This window comes from Pseudolabrys sp. (genome assembly GCF_050250095.1).
Lineage (GTDB): Bacteria > Pseudomonadota > Alphaproteobacteria > Rhizobiales > Xanthobacteraceae > Pseudolabrys.
Genome location: NZ_JBFWPH010000001.1, coordinates 865485 through 883925, shown reverse-complemented (window position 1 = coordinate 883925; position 18441 = coordinate 865485). Strand labels below are relative to the sequence as shown.

The 18441-nt window shown below is 64.2% G+C and carries 19 protein-coding genes; 6 read left to right on the top strand and 13 right to left on the bottom strand.

Annotated features, from left to right (window positions below; genetic code table 11):
• Positions 1-11 precede the first annotated feature (11 nt).
• The 3 genes from AB7F10_RS04400 to AB7F10_RS04390 form a co-directional block, all read right to left on the bottom strand.
• Complete coding sequence (locus tag AB7F10_RS04400) at positions 12-677, bottom strand: tetratricopeptide repeat protein (protein ID WP_428557493.1); 666 nt, start codon at positions 675-677, stop codon at positions 12-14.
• Positions 678-785: 108 nt separating this feature from the next.
• Positions 786-1613, bottom strand: coding sequence for a 3-methyl-2-oxobutanoate hydroxymethyltransferase (gene panB / locus AB7F10_RS04395; RefSeq protein ID WP_428557494.1), 828 nt, complete (start codon positions 1611-1613; stop codon positions 786-788).
• A gap of 113 nt (positions 1614-1726) precedes the next feature.
• Positions 1727-3346 (bottom strand): peptide chain release factor 3, encoded by a 1620-nt coding sequence (locus AB7F10_RS04390; RefSeq protein ID WP_428557495.1) that lies wholly within the window; start codon positions 3344-3346, stop codon positions 1727-1729.
• Positions 3347-3499: 153 nt separating this feature from the next.
• Here AB7F10_RS04390 and AB7F10_RS04385 point away from each other — a divergent pair, with 153 nt between their 5' ends.
• Both AB7F10_RS04385 and AB7F10_RS04380 read left to right on the top strand, forming a co-directional pair.
• Positions 3500-4129 (top strand): SRPBCC family protein, encoded by a 630-nt coding sequence (locus AB7F10_RS04385; RefSeq protein WP_428557496.1) that lies wholly within the window; start codon positions 3500-3502, stop codon positions 4127-4129.
• A gap of 90 nt (positions 4130-4219) precedes the next feature.
• Positions 4220-5002 carry a fumarylacetoacetate hydrolase family protein gene (locus AB7F10_RS04380; protein ID WP_428557497.1) on the top strand — a complete coding sequence of 261 codons (783 nt, stop codon included), beginning with the start codon at positions 4220-4222 and terminating at the stop codon, positions 5000-5002.
• Between the two features lie 37 nt (positions 5003-5039).
• Here AB7F10_RS04380 and AB7F10_RS04375 read toward each other — a convergent pair whose 3' ends face one another.
• Together AB7F10_RS04375 and AB7F10_RS04370 are read right to left on the bottom strand one after the other, a co-directional pair.
• Complete coding sequence (locus tag AB7F10_RS04375) at positions 5040-5609, bottom strand: hypothetical protein (RefSeq protein WP_428557498.1); 570 nt, start codon at positions 5607-5609, stop codon at positions 5040-5042.
• Positions 5610-5688: 79 nt separating this feature from the next.
• Positions 5689-6183, bottom strand: a complete 495-nt coding sequence (locus tag AB7F10_RS04370; protein WP_428557499.1) for a pyridoxamine 5'-phosphate oxidase family protein — start codon at positions 6181-6183, stop codon at positions 5689-5691.
• 683 nt (positions 6184-6866) lie between these two features.
• Between AB7F10_RS04370 and AB7F10_RS04365 the strand changes: the two genes are divergently transcribed.
• Positions 6867-7451: a hypothetical protein gene (locus AB7F10_RS04365; protein ID WP_428557500.1), complete on the top strand. Its 585-nt coding sequence runs from the start codon at positions 6867-6869 to the stop codon at positions 7449-7451.
• On the top strand, positions 7448-8035 hold the full coding sequence (locus tag AB7F10_RS04360) for a hypothetical protein (protein ID WP_428557501.1): 588 nt from the start codon (positions 7448-7450) through the stop codon (positions 8033-8035). The genes AB7F10_RS04365 and AB7F10_RS04360 overlap by 4 nt, the downstream gene beginning before the upstream one ends.
• Before the next feature lie 50 nt (positions 8036-8085).
• Here the strand turns inward: AB7F10_RS04360 and AB7F10_RS04355 are convergent, their stop codons facing one another.
• The 7 genes from AB7F10_RS04355 to AB7F10_RS04325 all read right to left on the bottom strand — a co-directional run bounded on the left by AB7F10_RS04355 (position 8086) and on the right by AB7F10_RS04325 (position 15181).
• Positions 8086-8889: a calcium:proton antiporter gene (locus tag AB7F10_RS04355; RefSeq protein ID WP_428587123.1), complete on the bottom strand. Its 804-nt coding sequence runs from the start codon at positions 8887-8889 to the stop codon at positions 8086-8088.
• 201 nt (positions 8890-9090) lie between these two features.
• On the bottom strand, positions 9091-9510 hold the full coding sequence (locus tag AB7F10_RS04350; protein ID WP_428557502.1) for an FKBP-type peptidyl-prolyl cis-trans isomerase: 420 nt from the start codon (positions 9508-9510) through the stop codon (positions 9091-9093).
• Between the two features lie 78 nt (positions 9511-9588).
• Entirely contained in the window at positions 9589-11007 is a 1419-nt protein-coding gene (locus AB7F10_RS04345; RefSeq protein WP_428557503.1) for an ATP-binding protein, read from the bottom strand.
• Positions 11008-11034: 27 nt separating this feature from the next.
• On the bottom strand, positions 11035-12561 hold the full coding sequence (locus tag AB7F10_RS04340) for an acyl-CoA carboxylase subunit beta (protein ID WP_428557504.1): 1527 nt from the start codon (positions 12559-12561) through the stop codon (positions 11035-11037).
• 255 nt (positions 12562-12816) lie between these two features.
• The gene (locus AB7F10_RS04335; protein WP_428557505.1) at positions 12817-13086 is read right to left on the bottom strand and encodes an EscU/YscU/HrcU family type III secretion system export apparatus switch protein; all 270 of its coding nucleotides are present in this window, start codon (positions 13084-13086) and stop codon (positions 12817-12819) included.
• Entirely contained in the window at positions 13083-14144 is a 1062-nt protein-coding gene (locus AB7F10_RS04330) for a flagellar hook-length control protein FliK (RefSeq protein ID WP_428557506.1), read from the bottom strand. The genes AB7F10_RS04335 and AB7F10_RS04330 overlap by 4 nt, the downstream gene beginning before the upstream one ends.
• A gap of 92 nt (positions 14145-14236) precedes the next feature.
• Positions 14237-15181, bottom strand: coding sequence for a hypothetical protein (locus tag AB7F10_RS04325; RefSeq protein ID WP_428557507.1), 945 nt, complete (start codon positions 15179-15181; stop codon positions 14237-14239).
• Positions 15182-15359: 178 nt separating this feature from the next.
• Here AB7F10_RS04325 and AB7F10_RS04320 point away from each other — a divergent pair, with 178 nt between their 5' ends.
• Positions 15360-15884 carry a Dps family protein gene (locus AB7F10_RS04320; protein WP_428557508.1) on the top strand — a complete coding sequence of 175 codons (525 nt, stop codon included), beginning with the start codon at positions 15360-15362 and terminating at the stop codon, positions 15882-15884.
• Between the two features lie 135 nt (positions 15885-16019).
• Here AB7F10_RS04320 and AB7F10_RS04315 read toward each other — a convergent pair whose 3' ends face one another.
• On the bottom strand, positions 16020-16802 hold the full coding sequence (locus AB7F10_RS04315) for an ATP12 family chaperone protein (RefSeq protein ID WP_428558383.1): 783 nt from the start codon (positions 16800-16802) through the stop codon (positions 16020-16022).
• A gap of 126 nt (positions 16803-16928) precedes the next feature.
• Between AB7F10_RS04315 and AB7F10_RS04310 the strand changes: the two genes are divergently transcribed.
• The gene (locus AB7F10_RS04310) at positions 16929-18299 is read left to right on the top strand and encodes a methyl-accepting chemotaxis protein (protein WP_428557509.1); all 1371 of its coding nucleotides are present in this window, start codon (positions 16929-16931) and stop codon (positions 18297-18299) included.
• The last annotated feature ends 142 nt before the right edge of the window (positions 18300-18441 follow it).

Below are 18441 nucleotides of genomic sequence, written 5' to 3'. Positions count from 1 at the left end.
CAATCCCTTGCTCAACTCTTGCCCCCGTCCTTGCCTTCGGAGGCAAGCAGCGCCGACAACACATCGACGCGCTGACGGGTGCTCGGCGGCGTCGCGGCATCGCCGGTGATCATGTCGATATATTTGCGCGTGGCGGCGGCGTCGCCGCTGCGCCAGGCAGCTATCGCCAGCATCTCGCGCGCCGTATGACGGAACGGCCGATCCGCCGCGGCCGCCGGTTCGAGCCGGCGCGTCATCTCATCGAGCGGCGCCGTGTCGACCAGAAGGATCGCAGCGCGAACGGCAGCGAGATCCCGAACCGTCTGCGTCAGCGAGCCGTCGGCGGCCAGCTTGTCGTATTGCGCGACCGCCGCCTTGGCGTCGGTCTGTGCGAGCTGCGCGGCCTCGCGCAGCCGCGCCAGCAGCCGGTAACCGGCCGGCGCCTCGGCCGCAATCTTGGCGTATGCCGCTTCCGCTTCCTTGTGCTTGTCGGCTTCGGCGAGCGCGACGGCCTGCTCGAAAGCCGCGCCGGCCTCGGCGGCCTTCTTGGCCTCGTACCACTGCCAGCCGCGCCAGCCGGCAACGCCGGCGACGATCAGCACCGCGAGGATGATGATGTAGAGACCGTAGCGGTCCCAGATCCGTTTCAGCCGTTCCCGGCGTACTTCCTCGTCGACTTCCGAAAAAATGTCGGCCACGCCCGGCTCCGAACCCCAATTTCCCTGCAAATGCAGGCAGTCCGGTAACCTAACGGTGTGGCATCCGCAAGGCAAAAAGCCTGCGGCAAAGGGTTAACGGCTGGATTTCTAAGGCTTTTTGGCTTTCATCGGGTAGACGTGCTCAGCCCCCGGAAAGGCCCGCCCCCGCACCTCTGCGGCAAATGCGGCAACCGCCTCGCCGATCGAGGGACCGAGCGTGGTGTAGCGCTTGACGAATTTCGGCACCCGCGGCGACAGGCCCAGCATGTCCTCGAGCACCAGCACCTGCCCGTCGCAGGCGACGCTCGCGCCGATGCCGATAGTCGGCACGCGGATGCTCTCCGAAATCTTGCGCGCAAGCGGCTCGGCCACCGCCTCGATCACGACCGAGAACGCGCCGGCTTCCGCCACCGCCTTGGCATCGTCCTCGATGCGCGCCCAGTCGCTCTCGTCGCGCCCTTGGGCGCGGAACGAGCCGATGGTGTTGATCGACTGCGGCGTCAGACCGATATGCCCCATCACCGGAACGCCGCGTTCGACGAGAAATCGCACGGTCTCGGCGACGCGCACGCCGCCTTCCATCTTGATCGCGCCGCAGCCGGTTTCCTTCAGCACGCGCGCCGCGCTCATGAAGGCCTGCTCTTTCGAGGCCTCGTAGCTGCCGAACGGCATGTCGACGGTGACCAGCGCGCGCCTGGAGCCGCGCATCACGGCGTGGCCCTGCAGGATCATCATGTCGAGCGTCACCGGCACGGTGGTCTCAAGCCCGTGCATCACCATGCCGAGCGAGTCACCGACGAGGATAATGTCGCAATGCTGGTCGACGATGCGCGCGGTGTGCGCGTGATAGCTTGTAAGACAGACGATCGGCTCGCCGCCCTTGCGCGCCTGGATATCGGCCGCCGTGAGACGGCGGATTTCGTCCTGAACCGACATGATACGCAACCTCCCGCCACCTTTACGCGGTGGCGTCCCCGACGGACTGATGCGGGTTTTATCTTGCAGCGCAGCAAATGGGAAGGCCCGTCCGGGCCGGTCTGCCATGCCGCTCAGCCCGTGAGCTTGTCCTTCACATCCTTGATGTCGGTGAACACGATGCCGGGCGCGCGTTCGCCGGTGTAATCGAGGATAAACTGGTTGCGGGCCATGAAAACCCGGTCGCCGTCGAGGTCTTCGGCGCAGCTCGAATAGTTGGCCTGCACGAAGTCCTCAAGCTTCTTGGGATCGTCCGAGGAAATCCAGCGGGCCAGCTGGAATTCCGGCGTCTCGTAATTGATGTCGAGATCGTATTCGGCGGCAAGCCGGGCCTTCAGCACGTCGAGTTGAAGGGGGCCGACCACGCCGACCATCGCCGGTGCGCCGTCGAGCGGGCGGAATACCTGCACGACGCCCTCTTCGGCCATCTGCTGCAACGCCTCGCGCAGCTTCTTGGCCTTCATCGGATCGCCCAGCCGCACGCGGCGCAGGATTTCCGGCGCGAAGTTCGGCACGCCGACGAATTTCAGCGCCTCGCCTTCGGTCAGCGTATCGCCGATGCGCAGCGTGCCGTGATTGGGGATGCCGACCACGTCGCCGGCGAAGGCTTCGTCGGCGACGCTGCGATCCTGCGCGAAGAAGAACTGCGGCGCCGACAGCGTCATCGGTTTCGCGGTGCGCGTCAGCGTCGCGCGCATGCCGCGGTCGAGCTTGCCGGACACCAGCCGCGCGAAGGCGATGCGATCGCGATGGTTCGGGTCCATGTTGGCCTGGATCTTGAACACGAAGGCCGTCATGCGCGCCTCGTGCGGATCGACGGTGCGCTTGTCCGAGCCCTGCGCGCGCGGCGGCGGCGCCCAAGCGCCGAGCGCATCGAGCAGATCGCCGACGCCGAAATTCTTCAGCGCCGATCCGAAAAACACCGGCGTCAGATGGCCCTCGCGAAATGCCGCCATGTCGAACGGCCGGCACAGCTCGCGGGCAAGGCCAAGCTCCTCTTCCACGGCTGCCTTGTCGAGCGCCGGGTGCATCGCCGCGACTTCGTCAAGTGACAATTTCTGCGCCGCGCCGGTCTTCGGCCCCTCGCCTTCGAGGAAGCGGACGCGGCCGGTGGCCAGTTCATAAGTGCCGACGAAATCGCGGCCACGGCCGATCGGCCAGGTCACCGGCGCGGTGTCGAGCGCCAGCGTCTTTTCGATCTCGTCCAGGAGATCGAACGGATCGCGGCTCTCGCGATCCATCTTGTTGATGAAAGTGACGATCGGGATATCGCGCAGCCGGCACACCTCGAACAGCTTGCGGGTGCGCGCCTCGATGCCTTTCGCGGCGTCGATCACCATCACCGCCGAGTCGACCGCGGTGAGCGTGCGGTAGGTGTCCTCCGAGAAGTCCTCGTGGCCCGGCGTGTCGAGCAGGTTGAACACCCGGCCGTCGAACTCGAAGGTCATCACCGAGGTAACGACCGAAATGCCGCGCTCGCGCTCGATCGACATCCAGTCCGACCGGGTGGAGCGGCGGTCCTTCTTGGCCTTGACCTGACCGGCGAGATTGATGGCGCCGCCGAACAGCAGCAGCTTCTCGGTCAGCGTGGTCTTGCCGGCGTCCGGGTGCGAGATGATGGCGAAGGTCCGCCGCCGCTCGACCTGGCGGGCGAGCGGGCTGAGGTTTTCGGCCGTTTTCAAGGGTTCGTGCATTGGCGGTCATGTGGCAGGGAACGCAGGCCGGATCAAGGCCGGAACCGTTCGCCGCTCCCGCACAAAAAGCCCTCGTAAACAGGGCGTTAGGCGCCCCTTCAAAAACGCGCGAGCCCGCCTGCCGCTGTCATGATGCCGTGATAGCGTTTTCACATGACGCCGAAGGTTCCGGATTCGCTTCGTCCGCCCCGCCGCTGGCACGCACTGACGCTGGCGCTCCCCCTGACGCTCCTGATGGCGCTGCCCGCCGCCGCGCAGGCCCCGACGCCCGACGAGGCCGCCGCGCTCGCCGCCGGCGAGCCGGCCGTCAATGTTGCGATGGATTCCGCAATCGACGCCGCCCGTGTGCGGGCCGCGATCGATATCCCCGCTCCGCCGGCGACGGTCTGGTCGGTGATGACCGACTGCGCGCACATGATGCGTTTCGTGCCCGGCCTCGAAAGCTGCCGCGTGGTCGAGGCCGACCCGCAGGGCCGCTGGGACGTGCGCGAGCACAAGATCAACTGGGCCTGGTTCCTGCCGAACATCCGCACCGTGTTCCGCGCCGACTACGACAAGCCGAAGACGATCAAGTTCCGCCGGATCGGCGGCGACCTGAAAATGTCGGAAGGCCAGTGGCGACTGGTGCCCCGCGACGGCGGCACGCGGCTGCTCTACGACGCGCTGGTGGCCGCCGATGTGCCGGTGCCGAACTTCGTCGTGCTGGAGGCGATCCGCACCGACATGGCCAAGGTGCTGCGGCAGTTGCGCGCCGAGTGCGCGGCCGTGAGCCGCGCGCAGTAACGCGGAGCTTGCTTTGATTGTCACCCATACTATGCGAAACGACGCGAGCCGACGCGCAAATGACGTCTCGCGGACGACGGGAGCGACGGAATGACGATCTGGTGCCGGTTCGACGACGACGGCGACGCGCGGTTCGGCCGCATCGACGGCGATACGGTGACGGCCATCGAAGGCGCGCCGTGGGGCACGTACAGCGAAACCGGCAGCCGCCATCCTCTCGCCGCGGTGAAACTGCTGATCCCCTGCGAGCCGCGAACGTTCTACTGCGTCGGCGTCAACTATCCCGACCACATCGTGAAAATGGCAGCGATGCGCGGCACCGAGCCGAAATTCCCCAAGAAGCCCGATGTCGGCTATCGCGCACAAAGCGCGCTGATCGCCCACGGCGAGACTATCGTGAAGCCGCCGGACGCCGGCGAGAAATTTCAGTATGAAGGCGAACTGGTCGCGGTGTTCGGCAAGCGCTGCCGGAACGTGCCGAAGGAACGCGCGCTCGATTATGTGTTCGGCTGGACGATCGGCAACGACGTCAGCGAGCGCGGCTGGCAGGCAAGCGACGGCACGCTGTGGCGCGCCAAGAACGCCGACACCTTCAAGCCGATGGGACCATGGATCGTCACCGGCCTCGACCCGAACGACATGACGACGATCATCCGCCTCAACGGCGCCGAGACCGACCGCTTCGCCACCAACAAGATGGTGTTCGACACCGCGACCTACATCGCCGAGGTGTCGAAATACTGCACCATCGAGCCGGGCGACGTGATGTGGATGGGCACCGACGGCCTGCCGCAGAACATGACGCCCGGCGACACCGTGGAGATCGAGATCACCGGCATCGGCACGCTGCGCAATCCGGTGGTCGCGGGCTGAGGCGGGGCCGATCTCCGCGAACGAAAGGCGCCCTCGCCTATTTCATCCCGGCCGGACAGGCGCGGTCCGCCCGCCGCGTGTCGCAGACGCTGACCTGGCCGATCAGGGCGAGCTGCTCGGCCTCGTTCGCCTCCGCCTCCGGGCGGCGCACTGCCTTCTGCACGACATAGAAACTGTCGCCGCCGGCGACTGCCTTGAACCAGGTGTTCTCGGGCTTGCCGGTCTGCGGATTTTTGACACAGGTGAGCTTCCACATCAGCGCCGGATAGCCGTTTTCCGCCTTGTCCGAGAGCGTCCGCGCGCCGCCGCCGGGACAGGCCTTTTTCCAGCCGGCCTCGATGCGGGTGCGGAACTCCGCCGGCGTCAGCGTGCGCTGGCCGAAGAACACATGCACCGTGACCATCTCGGTCCAGTTCTGCAGGTTCTCACCCTGCGGGATCATTTCGGTCATCGCGATATTGTCGCGCTTGGCGCGATAGCCGACCTTGAACCCTTTCGGCATGGTGACGAGCAGCGTCTCGTTCTGCAGCTGCGCCGATGCGGGGTCCGCGGCGGCGGCGATGCCGGCCGCGATGAGCGTTGCCAGCATCATCCGACCTGCCGTCACATGCATCTCCCTTGTCGCCGACCGAGCAAGGCTAGCGGATTGCCGCCGCCTTGCGAAGGCGCAAAGGGGACATCGCCGCTCAATGCCGCGACAGCGAGACGTCGGCCACCTTGTCCCTGAACTCCTTCTTGGGATCGGCGCCCAGCATCAGCTTGATGCCGGCGACGATGCTGGAGGCATCCTTCCAGATTTCGGCATGATCGGCATCGAAGCGCAGCAGCGCGAGCTTGGGATCGTCCTTGCCCTTCTCGAACCAGGCGGCGACGTAAGGATTCCACAGCCGGTCGATCACCGCACGGTTGTCGTCGATTGTCAGCGTGCCGTGAACGGCGGCGAACAGATTGTGGCCCTTGTCGGCGAATGTGGCGATGGCGCGATGGCCGTCGCCGGTCTTGCGCACGAGATCCGTCTCGGTGGAGGAGAAAAACCAGATCGGGCCGCGCTCACCTTCGACGATCGCGGTCATCGGCCGGGTGTGGCCGTCCTCGACGCCGTCGAGACCGAGCATCATGGTCTGGTCGGATGTCAGCGCCTTCCAGAATTTCGCCTCAAAGTCCTTGCGGTCGTTGGCCATCGCGACCTCCTTGTGCCGTTCGTGTTCGGGGATGCTGAGAACGAAACGAATGGCGCGCGGAAACGTTCCGGATTTTGAAGAGGCGACGGTAGAGATGCGCGGAGGCGCCCGTATTGTTTGAAAGGGCGCCGGGTACGCCCGTCTTCCCGTCTTTGCCCTCGCCTGCCCTTTTGAGGGGCGCATATCGGAAACATCCGACATGCGCGATGCGAGGGAGCGGAGCGCCGGAAGGCGCTACGTCTTGTCAGTCTCCGCGCCGCGTTTGGCGGCACGGGCGCGCCTCATGCGATAGAGGCACGCGCACCTTTCGGCGCTCCTCCACCGTCGCGCAGGCCGGATGGCATGCGCTTCGGCGGATCATTTGCGGCGGTTTGCCGGCTCCGGGCCGCGCTTTTCGTCGCCCGGCATGATGTCCGGGTCGTCCGTCAGCAAGCTCCTCGCAGGCGGGTCGTAGTGCCCGCCGGGCGGAGCCCCGGGCCGTCCGGGGTATCGCGCTTACGTTGAGCGCGACCGCAGACACCGCATCCTCCCCCACTCTCACGACGCCTCATGACAGCGCCCTCGCGTGAGGAGGATGGGTGGAATATAGTCCTATCTCAATCAAAAGATCAAGACTTAATTCGTCGCAACCCACTCTTCCGAGCCGCCCCAAGCGACGCTAACCTAGAGTTGTGGAGGGGCCGATGCTAGCCAAAATAACCACTACCTTCTCCCTCGCAATTGCAAGTGCAGCGGTTGTCTTTGCTTTTCTTGTCGTCGCAGACGGAGACCCGAATACAGCCACTCTCGACGCCGACATTGCGAATACCAGGCGCGAGATTCAAAGCGCGGAGGAAGAAAGCGCCAAGTATTCGGGCGGCCTAATTAAAACGTATATCGATTTGCGGCTTCAAATTTTACATCTCACGGAAGCCATGCTGGCAACGAAGCGAACATCCACACTACGACGAATAACTCTGACTTACGCAGTAGATCGCGAGGCCACACGCCCTAACTCTGACCTCTCAGCCATCAAGGCCGATATTCTTGCTCAACAACGAAAAGTTGCGGAAGCGGGAATTAAAGCAGGGCAATATTCCGGCGGCCTAGTTCAAGGCCTAGCACTAGGCACACTAGAGACGGAGAGGCTTTCACTAGCACTTTTGCAACTTGCGTTTTTCGGAGAGAAGTATGGAATACCCGCACCTTTAAGAAAGCCATCAAAAGCCAACGATGATGGAAAGCAAGAAGGTCCTGGTACTGTCGTTAGCGACAAGGACGCTTTATGAAACACATAATTGCATTTATTGCAGCAATCATGTGCAGCCTTTCTACGGCTAGCGCCGAAGACGGCCCCTTCGGATTAAAATGGGGCTCATCAGTGGAAGAAATCCGGACTTCAGGAGTCGAATTAAAGGACTTCTCATCTTCGGAATTTGGCCGATCCTTCGTCGCAACAAAACTTAACAAAGCTCTCAGTGATCAAGACACGACACTATTATCCTTTGGCTACGACAATAAACTTTGGCGCATCGTTGCCGTGAGCAGGTCGTACGAAAATGACCCATACGGAAATTCTGTTAAATCGCGCTATAAAGAGCTGTCCGATGTATTGTCATCAAAATACGGAAAGGGAAAAACATCCCATCACCTCGGCCGATCAATCTATTCCGAGCCGCAATATTTTCTAGCAGGAATACGGGGCGGAGACTCGAATTGGTTTACTAACTTTGACGCAGGAAGGGTTTTTATTCAGTTGGGGTTATCAGCTTCAGACAGCTCGACGGGCCGATGGAGAATGATCTTCGAACACAAAGATGGACGGCGATCTTTTGAGGACGGAAAGCGAAGTCAGGAAAAAGGCTCACTTTAGCTAAACAGCCCCATACGCGCTTTTATATTAGACGCGCGCTGGTTTGCGTCCTAAGGGCTAAACACCAACACAATAAACCCGGCGAACACCAGCAGGTGAACGCTGCCGAGCACGAAATTGGTCGGCGCGCCGGAGAACGTCATCTTGGCGATGAACAGCGTCAGCACCAGCATCACCACCTCGCCGGGCGCGAGCCCGATCTCAAGCGGAATGCCGAACATCAGGCTCAGAGCCAGCATGGTCGGAATGGTGAGGCCGATGGTGGACAAGGCCGAGCCGAGCGACAGGTTCACCGCGCGCTGCAACTGGTTGCGGCTCGCGGCCTGCAGCGCGGACAGACCTTCCGGCGCGAGCACCAGGAGCGCGATGACGATGCCGCCGAGCGCGGTCGGCAAGCCGGCCTCCTCGATGCCGTAATCGATGATGCGGGCGAGCGGCTTCGACAGCAGCACGACAGGCAAGAGCGTCAGGATCAGCAGCACGGCATGGACGGCGAGCGAATGTTTCGGCCCGCGCACCGCATGGGCCGCGCCCTCCGCGCTGCCCTGCTGCTCGACGAAGAACGAACGATGCCGCACCGTCTGCGCGCCGAGGAAGGCGACGTAAAGCAGCGCGGTCAGGACACCGAACACGATGGCCTGCAGCCGGGTCAGCGAGCCGTTGGCGGTCGAGTGCGTGAAGGTCGGCAGCACCAGCGACAGCACGGCGAGCGAGGAAATCACCGCGAGGAAGGCGAGCGCGCCCTGCAGGTTGTATTGCTGCTGGCGGTGGCGCAGCGCACCGATGACGATGGCCGCGCCGACCATGCCGTTCAGGACGATCATCAGCACCGCATAGACGGTGTCGCGCGGCAGCGTCGGGTTCGGGTTCCAGTGGCCGTTCCTTTGGCCGTGGCACCCGTGGACCGGGCGGTTGCCTTCGTGCGCGCCGCCCGCTCCGGCGGCGCCGATCGTCCCTTGGCCATGCGGAGAATCGCCCCGTGCTGAAAACCTCAGGGGCGCGACCCTAGCACGCCCCGCGCCGCGCCGGACGCCGCCCCGCGCGGGCGGGCAGCGCTAGCGCACCGCCAGCAGCTCGACGTCGAACATCAGTGTCGCGTTCGGCGGGATGACGCCGCCGGCGCCGCGCGCGCCATAGCCGAGCGACGGCGGGATGATCAGCGTGCGCTTGCCCCCGACCTTCATCGAGGCGACGCCCTCGTCCCAGCCCTTGATGACCTGCCCGCCGCCGACCGGAAACGAGAACGGCTGACCGCGGTCGACCGAGCTATCGAACTTCGCGCCCTTCTTGCCGTTCTGCCAGAGCCAGCCGGTGTAATGCACCGTCGCGGTCTTGCCCGCGCCGCTCGCGCCGGTTCCCACTTTCGTGTCGATGTATTGCAGGCCGGAGGGTGTGGTGACGGCCTTGGGTGTTTGGGCAACCGCCGCCCCGGCGAAGGAGATCAGCGAGAGAGCGACAAGCGCGGCACGGAGCATGGGGTTCCTTTCGGGGAGATAAGGGCGGAGGGACGGCTACTCACAGGATGACGTCGGCGGAGTTGGGCAGGAAAATGTCTATTCCGAAGAAGCCTGCTTCGGTAACTTCATTCGATACCTGGTGCCCTTTCCTCTAGTACCAGGAACCTTCTCAATCATCTTTGCCCCCAGCATTCTTTGAAATGCCTTTCTTACCTTACTATCGGAAACTTCATTACAAATTTCACGAGCCTCAGCGTTGTTGATCGGCAAATGTGGCGCACGGCGCAAGTGAGCCATTATCCGATCTTCAAGAGAGGCAAGCCGCTCGTGGCGCAAAATTACGAGAACCGAATTCTCAGTCTGAGTAACTATTGGATCTTGTAGGTCCAATTTACGCATCGCCTCGAACGTCGTATTCATACCTTCACCAACATCTTTGTTGGGCGGATTGGGAAACTTATTCAAAAGTCGGACAATTTTCGGATTTCTCGCGAAGCGCTCTTCGAGAATATTTTTTGGTGTTATGTACGCCGGTAGCTTACCCGGACTAAGCACTTCAATGCGATTGTCGAAAATCCGGATATGAATATCGTCATTAATTGAATAGTCGCGATGGATTACTGCGTTTGTGATAACTTCGTGGATCGCCTCAGTCGGGTAAGATATTTTTTCAAGTCCTTCTTTCCCCATAATTGGGATACTTTCAGTTATTTTCACAGTCTCGCTTACTGACTTTGCAATTAAATCGTATGCACATCCCTCAATCGTCAAGGGCTGAAACTCCAACGTATCCCGCGTTCCTTCCCTATCCGTCGTCTTGTATCGATAAATCTTTATGGCCGATTTCGGCAGAACAATTTGTGGCTCGTCCGAAAACAGCAATTCCGCCGCGACAGTCGGAAGGCCGTTTACTTCGAGACGCTGCTTTTTCAACCAAACGTCCTTGTCAGCGTTCGGAACCATTGCTTCGATAAAGCTGCCATATGTTTTTGACGTTCGAATGTTCTCTACTTCATCACGAACTGTAGAATCCTCATGTGACGATACCCCTTTTGTAAGCTCAAGTTGCTTTAGTTGCTCTTGATTAGTTATGGGCTGATTTGATGCTCCGCGACGGATATAAGCTTTGCCGTCAGTCGCCTTCACAATCTGGGCAGTTTTCGCCATCTCAAGAATTAGAACCAAACCTTTTTCACCTTGCGCCCTATAAAAGGCCGCGTTGATCGGCTCATGCAGCGGAAACACCTCATGTATAAGCTGAAAAATACCATTGGCGGCCTCTTCATTGGCAAAGCCGCTCCAAGTACGAATGTCTTTCTTCTCTTCGATTCCAACTATTAAGACGCCACCGTCTGTATTGCAGAAAGCTGAAATAGATCGAGATAGTTTGGCCGGAGCTATCTCCTTTGCCTTCACGTCAACAAACTGCGTCTCCGCTACATACTTGAGCGATTCAATAAAACTCGGGTGCAATGTTTTTACATTTTCAGTCTCAACCTTTGGTTTTTTAGCCATCTCAAACCCATCGAGAAGTTATATGCCTCACACCGGCAAATTGTCATGCTTGCGCGGCGGCATCTCCACCCGCTTGCCCTTGAGCATGGCGAGCGCCCGCGCGATGCGCCGCCGCGTCGAATGCGGCATGATCACGTCGTCGATATAGCCGCGCTCGGCGGCGACGAAGGGCGAGAGAAACCGGTCCTCGTACTGCTTGGTCTGCTTGGCGATGGTCTGCGCATCGCCGCCGCGGAAGATGATCTCGACCGCCCCCTTCGCCCCCATCACCGCGATCTGCGCGGTCGGCCAGGCATAATTGACGTCGCCGCCGACATGCTTCGACGCCATCACGTCATAGGCGCCGCCGAAGGCCTTGCGGGTGATCACGGTGACGAGCGGCACCGTGCACTGACTGTAGGCGAACAGCAGCTTGGCGCCATGCTTGATCAGGCCGCCATATTCTTGGCTCGTGCCCGGCAGGAAGCCCGGCACATCGACGAAGGTGACGATCGGGATGTTGAAGGCATTGCAGAAGCGCACGAAGCGCGCCGCCTTGCGTGAGGCGTCCGAGTCGAGCACGCCGGCCAGCACCATCGGCTGGTTGGCGACGAAGCCGACGGTGGAACCCGCGATGCGGCCGAAACCGGTGACGATGTTCTTGGCGTAGTTGGCGGACAGCTCGAAGAAATCGCCCTCGTCCACCACCTTCAGGATCAGTTCCTTGATGTCGTAAGGCTTGTTCGGATTGTCCGGGATCAGCGTATCGAGCGAGGCGTCGTCGCGCTCGGCCGGATCGAGCGTCGGCCATTGCGGCGCGCCCGCCGCGTTGTTGGCGGGCAGGAAGTCGACCAGCCGGCGCATCTGCAGGAGACATTCGACGTCGTTTTCGAACGCGCCGTCGGCGACGCCCGACTTCGCGGTGTGGACCGACGCACCGCCAAGCTCCTCGGAGGTGACCACCTCGTTGGTGACGGTCTTCACCACCTCCGGACCGGTGACGAACATGTAGCTCGTGTCGCGCACCATGAAGATGAAGTCGGTCATCGCCGGCGAATAGACGTCGCCGCCCGCGCACGGACCCATGATGACAGAGATTTGGGGAATAACGCCGGAGGCGATGACGTTGCGCTTGAACACCTCGCCATAGCCGCCGAGCGCCGCGACGCCCTCCTGAATGCGAGCGCCGCCGGCGTCGAACAGGCCGACGATCGGCGCGCGCGCCTTCATCGCCATGTCCTGCACCTTCATGATCTTCTGCGCGTGCGTCTCCGACAGCGAGCCGCCGAACACCGTGAAGTCCTTGGAGAACAGGAACACGGTCCGGCCGTTGACGGTGCCCCACCCCGTCACGACGCCGTCGCCGGGGATCTTCGACTTCTCCATGCCGAACTCGGACGAGCGGTGCTCGACGAACATGTCGAACTCCTCGAACGAGCCTTTGTCGAGGAACAGCTCGATGCGCTCGCGGGCGGTCAGTTTGCCGCGCTTGTGCTGCGCCTCGATGCGCTTCTCGCCGCCGCCGAGGCGGGCCTCGCCGCGCCGCTGGTCGAGTTTCTCCAGAATGTCCTTCATCGCGCCTTCAAGCCCCTCGTGTCGTTCGGCCTTGCCGCCCTACCCATAGCACGGCTTAACGCCGGCCGGGCCAGCCCGCCTTAAGTCGGGCGAGAACCGATATTCTGTCATTCCGGGGCGTCAGCGAAGCCCGGAGGGCGAAGGCGGACGAACCCGGAATCCAGCAACATTCGCATCGTCGTGTTTCTGGATTCCGGATCGCTCCTGTCTCGCGGTTGGCACCACGCGACAGGCGCGTCCGGAATTACGGCAGGTTTAGCGGAGTTTTCCCGACGTCCGCAGGATGAAGGTCAGCACCTCCGCGACGGCCTTGTAGAGGCTTTCCGGGATCGGCTCGCCGAGCGGCACCTGCGACAGCGCCACGGCGAGCATCGGGTTGTCGGCAAGCGGCACGTTCGCGGCGCGCGCGGTTTCGACGATGCGGCGCGCGACCTCGCCGTGGCCGACGGCGGTGACGCGCGGAGCTGCCGGCGCGTCGTATTTCAGCGCGACGGCGAGATCGGTCTGTTCGCGCGTGTTGCTCATGTGGCGCGGTCCAGAAACAGGCCGGGCGCGGCATTTGCTGCGGCAGCCGCCGGCTGGCCGACATGGCAGACGAGATCGCCGGGCTCGAGCGCGGCGGCGGTGAGCATGGCTTTCAACTCGCCGAGATTGCCGCGCAGCGCCTGCGCGCTGTCGGCCCGCTCGGCGGTCAGCGAGACATGGGTGCGCGTGCCGATCTGGGCGAGGCGGGCATGCACCGGCCCTGCCGGCGCGACATCGACCGAGAAAGCAAGCCGCCACACCGGCGCCGCCGCATTGTCGTCTTGGCCGTTGCCCTTGCGCGGGGCGTCGCGCTCGATCTGCAATTGCAAGACCGCGGTGCCCTGCGGCGTCAGCAGCGGAATGTCGAAGACGAGGCGCTGCTGCGGCTCACCGTTGCGCATCGCCAGCGCGGCCGGCTCCGGCAGCGAGGCGGCCTGCAGCATCGTGTGTCGCGCGAGCGCGGCTTCGACCGCGGCGCGGACCATTTGCGCGGCGTCGGGCGTCGTCATAGCAGCGGCTTGCGGGATGCTGACCGGCTGCGCGGCCGGCGGCGCGCCACGATACGGCGGCGGCGGCGCGGCCTGCTCGGTCGCGCGCGGCGCGGCATCGCCGAGCCAGGTATTGAGCGCGCTGCGCAGATTGAGCAACGCGGCTTTGAGATCGCCGGCCGGCGATGCGCCCGCGGCAAGCTTCGCTTCGAGATAGAGGCCGGATTGTGCGAGCGCCTTCGCGACGGTCTCCGGCGCGATCGCGCTCGCATTGAGTTGCAAGGCGAGCAACGCCTGCGCGGCCGCCCTCACCTGCGGCGGCACGTCGGCGCGCGCGGACAACAATGCGACTTCGGCAAACAGCGGCGCGAGGCCGTTCTGCCGGGGCGCGGCGGCGGCAAGCGCGTCATGGAGAGCGGCGAGCAGCGGATCGGCCGAGCCTTGCGCGATCTGCGCCGCCTGCCTTGCGGTGGCGGACGCATCGCCGCCCGGCGTCGACACGGCGTTCCCCGTGCCTTCGCCGCGCTGGACCGCAACGCTCGCCGGAACGACAGGCGGAATGGCCGACATATGCCCGCACCCGATTCGCCGCGGGCCTAGTCTATTTCATCGCGGCATGATCTGGTCCGAAAACCGGTTCCCACTTTTCGGGATCATGCCGCCTAATTCGAGCCGTCCGCCATCGCCCGGTTGAAGCGCCAGAGCGCCAAGGCGCAGCCGAGCGTGATCAGGCCGGCGAGCAGCACCGTGAGCGGATCGGCGCCGAGCCGCTCGAACCACTGGGCATAGAAGTGAATGGCGCCGAACACGGCGGCGACGTTGACCACCCAGCGCCGGTTCGCCCGGACGCCCCAGACGCCGATCGCGATCAGCGCCACGGCCCAGCCGACGCCGAATGCCCAGTCCGGGATCACCACCTCCGGCCGGTCGGCGCGCGTCAGGCCGCGCAGCAGCAGCAACCGGTCGCCCCACAGCGAGCCGATCCAGAAGCCGAAATTGACCATCAGCACCGACGTGCGCGACGCCATCAGCGCCAGCCGCTCGTAATCCGCCGGCAGGCGATGCGACAGCCAGAAGGTCGCGAGCGCGAGCGCCGAAAACAGCACGACGGTCATCAGCGGCTCGTAGATCGCGAGCGCATAGGTGGCGTGCCAGTAGCCGGCTTTCGCGCCGAGACAGGCCCCGAGCGCGATGACGCTCGCCGCGATCAGGAGGCCCGACCGCGCGACGATGCCGCCGACGGCGAGCAGCGCGGTGACGATCAGCAGCGCGTGCAGCGCGCCGACATAATAAGTGAGCAGCGCGCCGCAGAAGATCAGCGCGCCGGCCACGGTGCAGATCTGCGCCAGCAGCCACCACTGCTGCGCCCTCGTCAGCGTCAGGCCGAGGCCGAGCGCAAACAGCGCCGCGCCGATCACGAAGGCGGTGGCGATGTTCGGCACCAGCGCGCCAAGCCCCGCGGCAACCGCGACGACGCCGAAGCCGACCAGAATATTGATGCCGAGTGCGCCGGTGTCGTGCGCGGCAAGGCCCTTCAGCCGGTCGGCTTCGGCCGGCGTCAGCTTGCCCTGTTGGACAAGCTTGGAAAGGTCCAAGGTGATTTTCATCGAATGCCCCCGCATTGCGAACCGCCGTCAAATCTAGCACGCTTCGGGCGTAACTCGCTTATGCGGTTTTGGCCTTTCGGCGGTCACACGGCAGGCGCATAATCGCAGCTACAATGGTCCGGTCCGCCGGAGCCCGTTCAAAAGCAGCGACAGATTGAAGAATTCAAGGAGTTCGTCCATGAGCAGTGCCGCCAAGCCCAAAACCCCGCGCCTGTCGACGCCGACCGACCTCGGCGCCAATGCCGTCAAGGATATTTCCGGCGCGGTCAACGCGCTACTGGCCGACGTCTTCGCGCTTTATCTGAAGACCAAGAATTTCCACTGGCACATGAGCGGCCCGCATTTCCGCGACTATCATCTGCTGCTCGACGAACAGGGCGAGCAAATCTTCGCGATGACCGACGTGCTCGCCGAGCGCGTGCGCAAGATCGGCGGCAACACGCTGCGCTCGATCGGCGACATCGCGCGCCAGCAGCGGCTGGCCGACAACGATGCGGAATACGTCGAGCCGCAGGACATGCTGTCGGAATTACGCGAGGACAATCAGCGCCTCGTCGCAGCGATGCGGCAGGTTCACAACGTCTGCAGCGAGCACAACGACGTCGCGACGACGAGCCAGCTCGAGGTCTATATCGACGAGACCGAGCGGCGCGCCTGGTTCCTGTTCGAAGCAAGCCGCCGCGGCAGCCCGTCAGGGCAGTAAACAAGAGATCTGCGCAAATTTATCGAAGCGCAACACTCAGATGTCATGCCCCGCGAAAGCGGGGCATCCAGTAAACTCGTGATGGTGTCGTGTTTACTGGATCGCCCGCCTTCGCGGGCGATGACAGACAGTGCGTTAGACGAGCGCCAACACCTGACACGCCGCGCGGAACTCCGCCTCGCGCCCGGCGCGGCGCGCCAGCGCGATCTCGTCGCGCCCCCACTGCGACATCTGGAAGTCCTCATCGACATACGCCGCCGCCCAGGCGGCCTCCGGCGTCATGCGCCCCGCCGCCAGCATCAGCGCGATCAGCGCCGAACCGGTGAGCGCGGTGACCGACGACACCGCGCCGAGCCGCCACGGATCGGCGGGGATGGCGGCGCGCATCGCCGCGATCGCCTCCGCCGGCTGCGCCACATAGACGATGCCTTCCGCCAGCACGAAGCGCGCGCCGTAGTCATCGCGCGCGAAGGCGAGAACCGGATCCCAGTGCTCGGCCTGGAGCGCGACCAGCCGCTCCGGCGCGTCGGCGCGATAGCAGACGAGATCGGTGCCGAGATAGTCGACGACGCCGGCGGCGACCGCGTCCATCTTGCCGGCGACGCCGTCGACGATGGCGTTGGCGAGCCGGGTCAGCGGCATCGCGGCGGGATCGATGGTCTCGGCCTGGGCCTCCCATTCATCAGCAATCGACCGGGCGATGGCCTGCGTGGGGGCAGCGAGCGGCCGGCGGGCCGGCGTGTGAACCGGCTTGCCGTCGAGCAGCACAGCAAAGCCGCCGTCCGTCCTATCGTCTTTCTTGCCCGCCGACGCCTTTTTATAGAAGCGCTTGCGCAGCACCGGGCGCGCGCCACGGCGGGCCGACTCCATCGGGTCGACCGGCTCGCCTTCGAAAATCTCGTTGAAGATATCGCGCATCGCCAACCGTTAATCCGGATTAATGCCCCGGCGCAATGGACTGTTTGCACACACCCCGACTGAGAAAGAAAATGGAAACGCCTGCCCTCTATGGTGGCAGGCGATTTGATCCGGGGGGATTGCGACATGGCTGTCCGCAGCATGGGGACTGCGGCGGCGGCGGGCTGTTGCCTGACCGCCGGAGCCGCCTATTTCGCCGCCCCGGCCGGCGTCGATCCCATACTCGCGGCCGGCGCGGCCGCCCTGCTCGCCGCCTGCCTTGGCCTTGCCGCCGGCTGGCGCGCCGCCGCCGCCCGCAGCACCCGCCTCGCCGGCGAGGCCGCCGGCCTGCATCGGACCATCGCCGACGCCGAGCGCCGCCACGCGGACGCCCTTGCCGCCCATGAGGCGCGCCACGCCCGCGCGACCGAGCGCGACGCCGCGCGCGAAGCCGCCGAGCGCGAACGCGAGGCCGCGCAGGAGCGCGAGCGCAGCGCGGATGCGCAGATGCGCGAAACGGCCAAGAACAAGCGCATCGCCATCGAGCAGGAGAAAGCGCGCGAAGCGGCCAAACAGGCCGAAGTGCTGCGCAGCCTCGCCGACGGATTGGCGCAACTCTCCGAAGGCAATCTGCTCCACCGCCTCACCGGCGATTTCCCGGCCGAATACGGCGTGCTGAAAGACCGCTTCAACGCCACGATGGACGCGCTGCAGGGCATGATCGCCGGCATCGGCGCGAGCGCCGGCACCATGCGCGCCGGCTCCGGCGAGATTTCCAATTCGGCCGGCGACCTGTCGCTGCGCACCGAACAGCAGGCGGCGCGGCTCGAGGAGACGGCGACCGCGCTGCGCGAGGTGCTCGACACCGTGCGCGCGACCACCGGGCGCACCGAACACGCATCGGGCGTCGTCAACGAGGCGCATGGCGACGCCGACGAATCCGCGAGCGTGATGAAGGCGGCGGTGGCGGCGATGAGCGAGATCGCCGGTTCGGTCCGCGAGATCGCGCAGATCATCGGCCTGATCGACGAGATCGCGTTCCAGACCAACCTGCTCGCGCTCAATGCCGGCGTCGAGGCGGCGCGCGCCGGCGAGGTCGGCCGCGGCTTCGCGGTGGTGGCAAGCGAAGTGCGCTCGCTGGCGCAACGCTCGGCGGACGCCGCCAAGCAGATCAAGTCGCTGATCGCGGCTTCGACCAGGCAGGTCGAGAGCGGCGTCGGCACCATCGGTCAGGCGGGCGACGCCCTCTCCCGCATCGTCGGCCGCGTCGACGACATTCGCGGACTGGTGCGCGACATCGCGGCCGCCGCGCATACACAGGAAGATGTGCTCAAGGACGTGACCGCCGCCGTCAACGAGATGGATCAGGTGACGCAGCAGAACGCGGCGATGGTCGAGGAAACCACCGCCGCGAGCCAGTCACTCGCCCGCGAGGCCGATCAACTCGCCGCGCTGGTGAACCGCTTCCGTATCGCGGAGACGGCCGGCCGGCATGCCGCGCCAGCCAAGGCCGCATAGCGCACGGGATCGCGATACCTCCTGTTGCGGCGCAACAAGTCAGCGCGGCGCGGGACTTTCGCTCATGGCCTTTCGGCTGCCGAAAACCGCGGCGCTGTTAACGACGGCGTGATGCGGCGGGATGGCAGGTGGCAATTACGAA

Bases quoted from the DNA above. Each gene is read 5' to 3' on its own strand.
- panB (WP_428557494.1), bottom strand. From the start codon at position 1,613: ATGTCGGTTCAGGACGAAATCCGCCGTCTCACGGCGGCCGATATCCAG.
- AB7F10_RS04390 (WP_428557495.1), bottom strand. From the start codon at position 3,346: ATGCACGAACCCTTGAAAACGGCCGAAAACCTCAGCCCGCTCGCCCGC.
- AB7F10_RS04385 (WP_428557496.1), top strand. From the start codon at position 3,500: ATGACGCCGAAGGTTCCGGATTCGCTTCGTCCGCCCCGCCGCTGGCAC.
- AB7F10_RS04380 (WP_428557497.1), top strand. From the start codon at position 4,220: ATGACGATCTGGTGCCGGTTCGACGACGACGGCGACGCGCGGTTCGGC.
- AB7F10_RS04370 (WP_428557499.1), bottom strand. From the start codon at position 6,183: ATGGCCAACGACCGCAAGGACTTTGAGGCGAAATTCTGGAAGGCGCTG.
- AB7F10_RS04365 (WP_428557500.1), top strand. From the start codon at position 6,867: ATGCTAGCCAAAATAACCACTACCTTCTCCCTCGCAATTGCAAGTGCA.
- AB7F10_RS04360 (WP_428557501.1), top strand. From the start codon at position 7,448: ATGAAACACATAATTGCATTTATTGCAGCAATCATGTGCAGCCTTTCT.
- AB7F10_RS04350 (WP_428557502.1), bottom strand. From the start codon at position 9,510: ATGCTCCGTGCCGCGCTTGTCGCTCTCTCGCTGATCTCCTTCGCCGGG.
- AB7F10_RS04345 (WP_428557503.1), bottom strand. From the start codon at position 11,007: ATGGCTAAAAAACCAAAGGTTGAGACTGAAAATGTAAAAACATTGCAC.
- AB7F10_RS04340 (WP_428557504.1), bottom strand. From the start codon at position 12,561: ATGAAGGACATTCTGGAGAAACTCGACCAGCGGCGCGGCGAGGCCCGC.
- AB7F10_RS04335 (WP_428557505.1), bottom strand. From the start codon at position 13,086: ATGAGCAACACGCGCGAACAGACCGATCTCGCCGTCGCGCTGAAATAC.
- AB7F10_RS04330 (WP_428557506.1), bottom strand. From the start codon at position 14,144: ATGTCGGCCATTCCGCCTGTCGTTCCGGCGAGCGTTGCGGTCCAGCGC.
- AB7F10_RS04325 (WP_428557507.1), bottom strand. From the start codon at position 15,181: ATGAAAATCACCTTGGACCTTTCCAAGCTTGTCCAACAGGGCAAGCTG.
- AB7F10_RS04320 (WP_428557508.1), top strand. From the start codon at position 15,360: ATGAGCAGTGCCGCCAAGCCCAAAACCCCGCGCCTGTCGACGCCGACC.
- AB7F10_RS04315 (WP_428558383.1), bottom strand. From the start codon at position 16,802: ATGCGCGATATCTTCAACGAGATTTTCGAAGGCGAGCCGGTCGACCCG.
- AB7F10_RS04310 (WP_428557509.1), top strand. From the start codon at position 16,929: ATGGCTGTCCGCAGCATGGGGACTGCGGCGGCGGCGGGCTGTTGCCTG.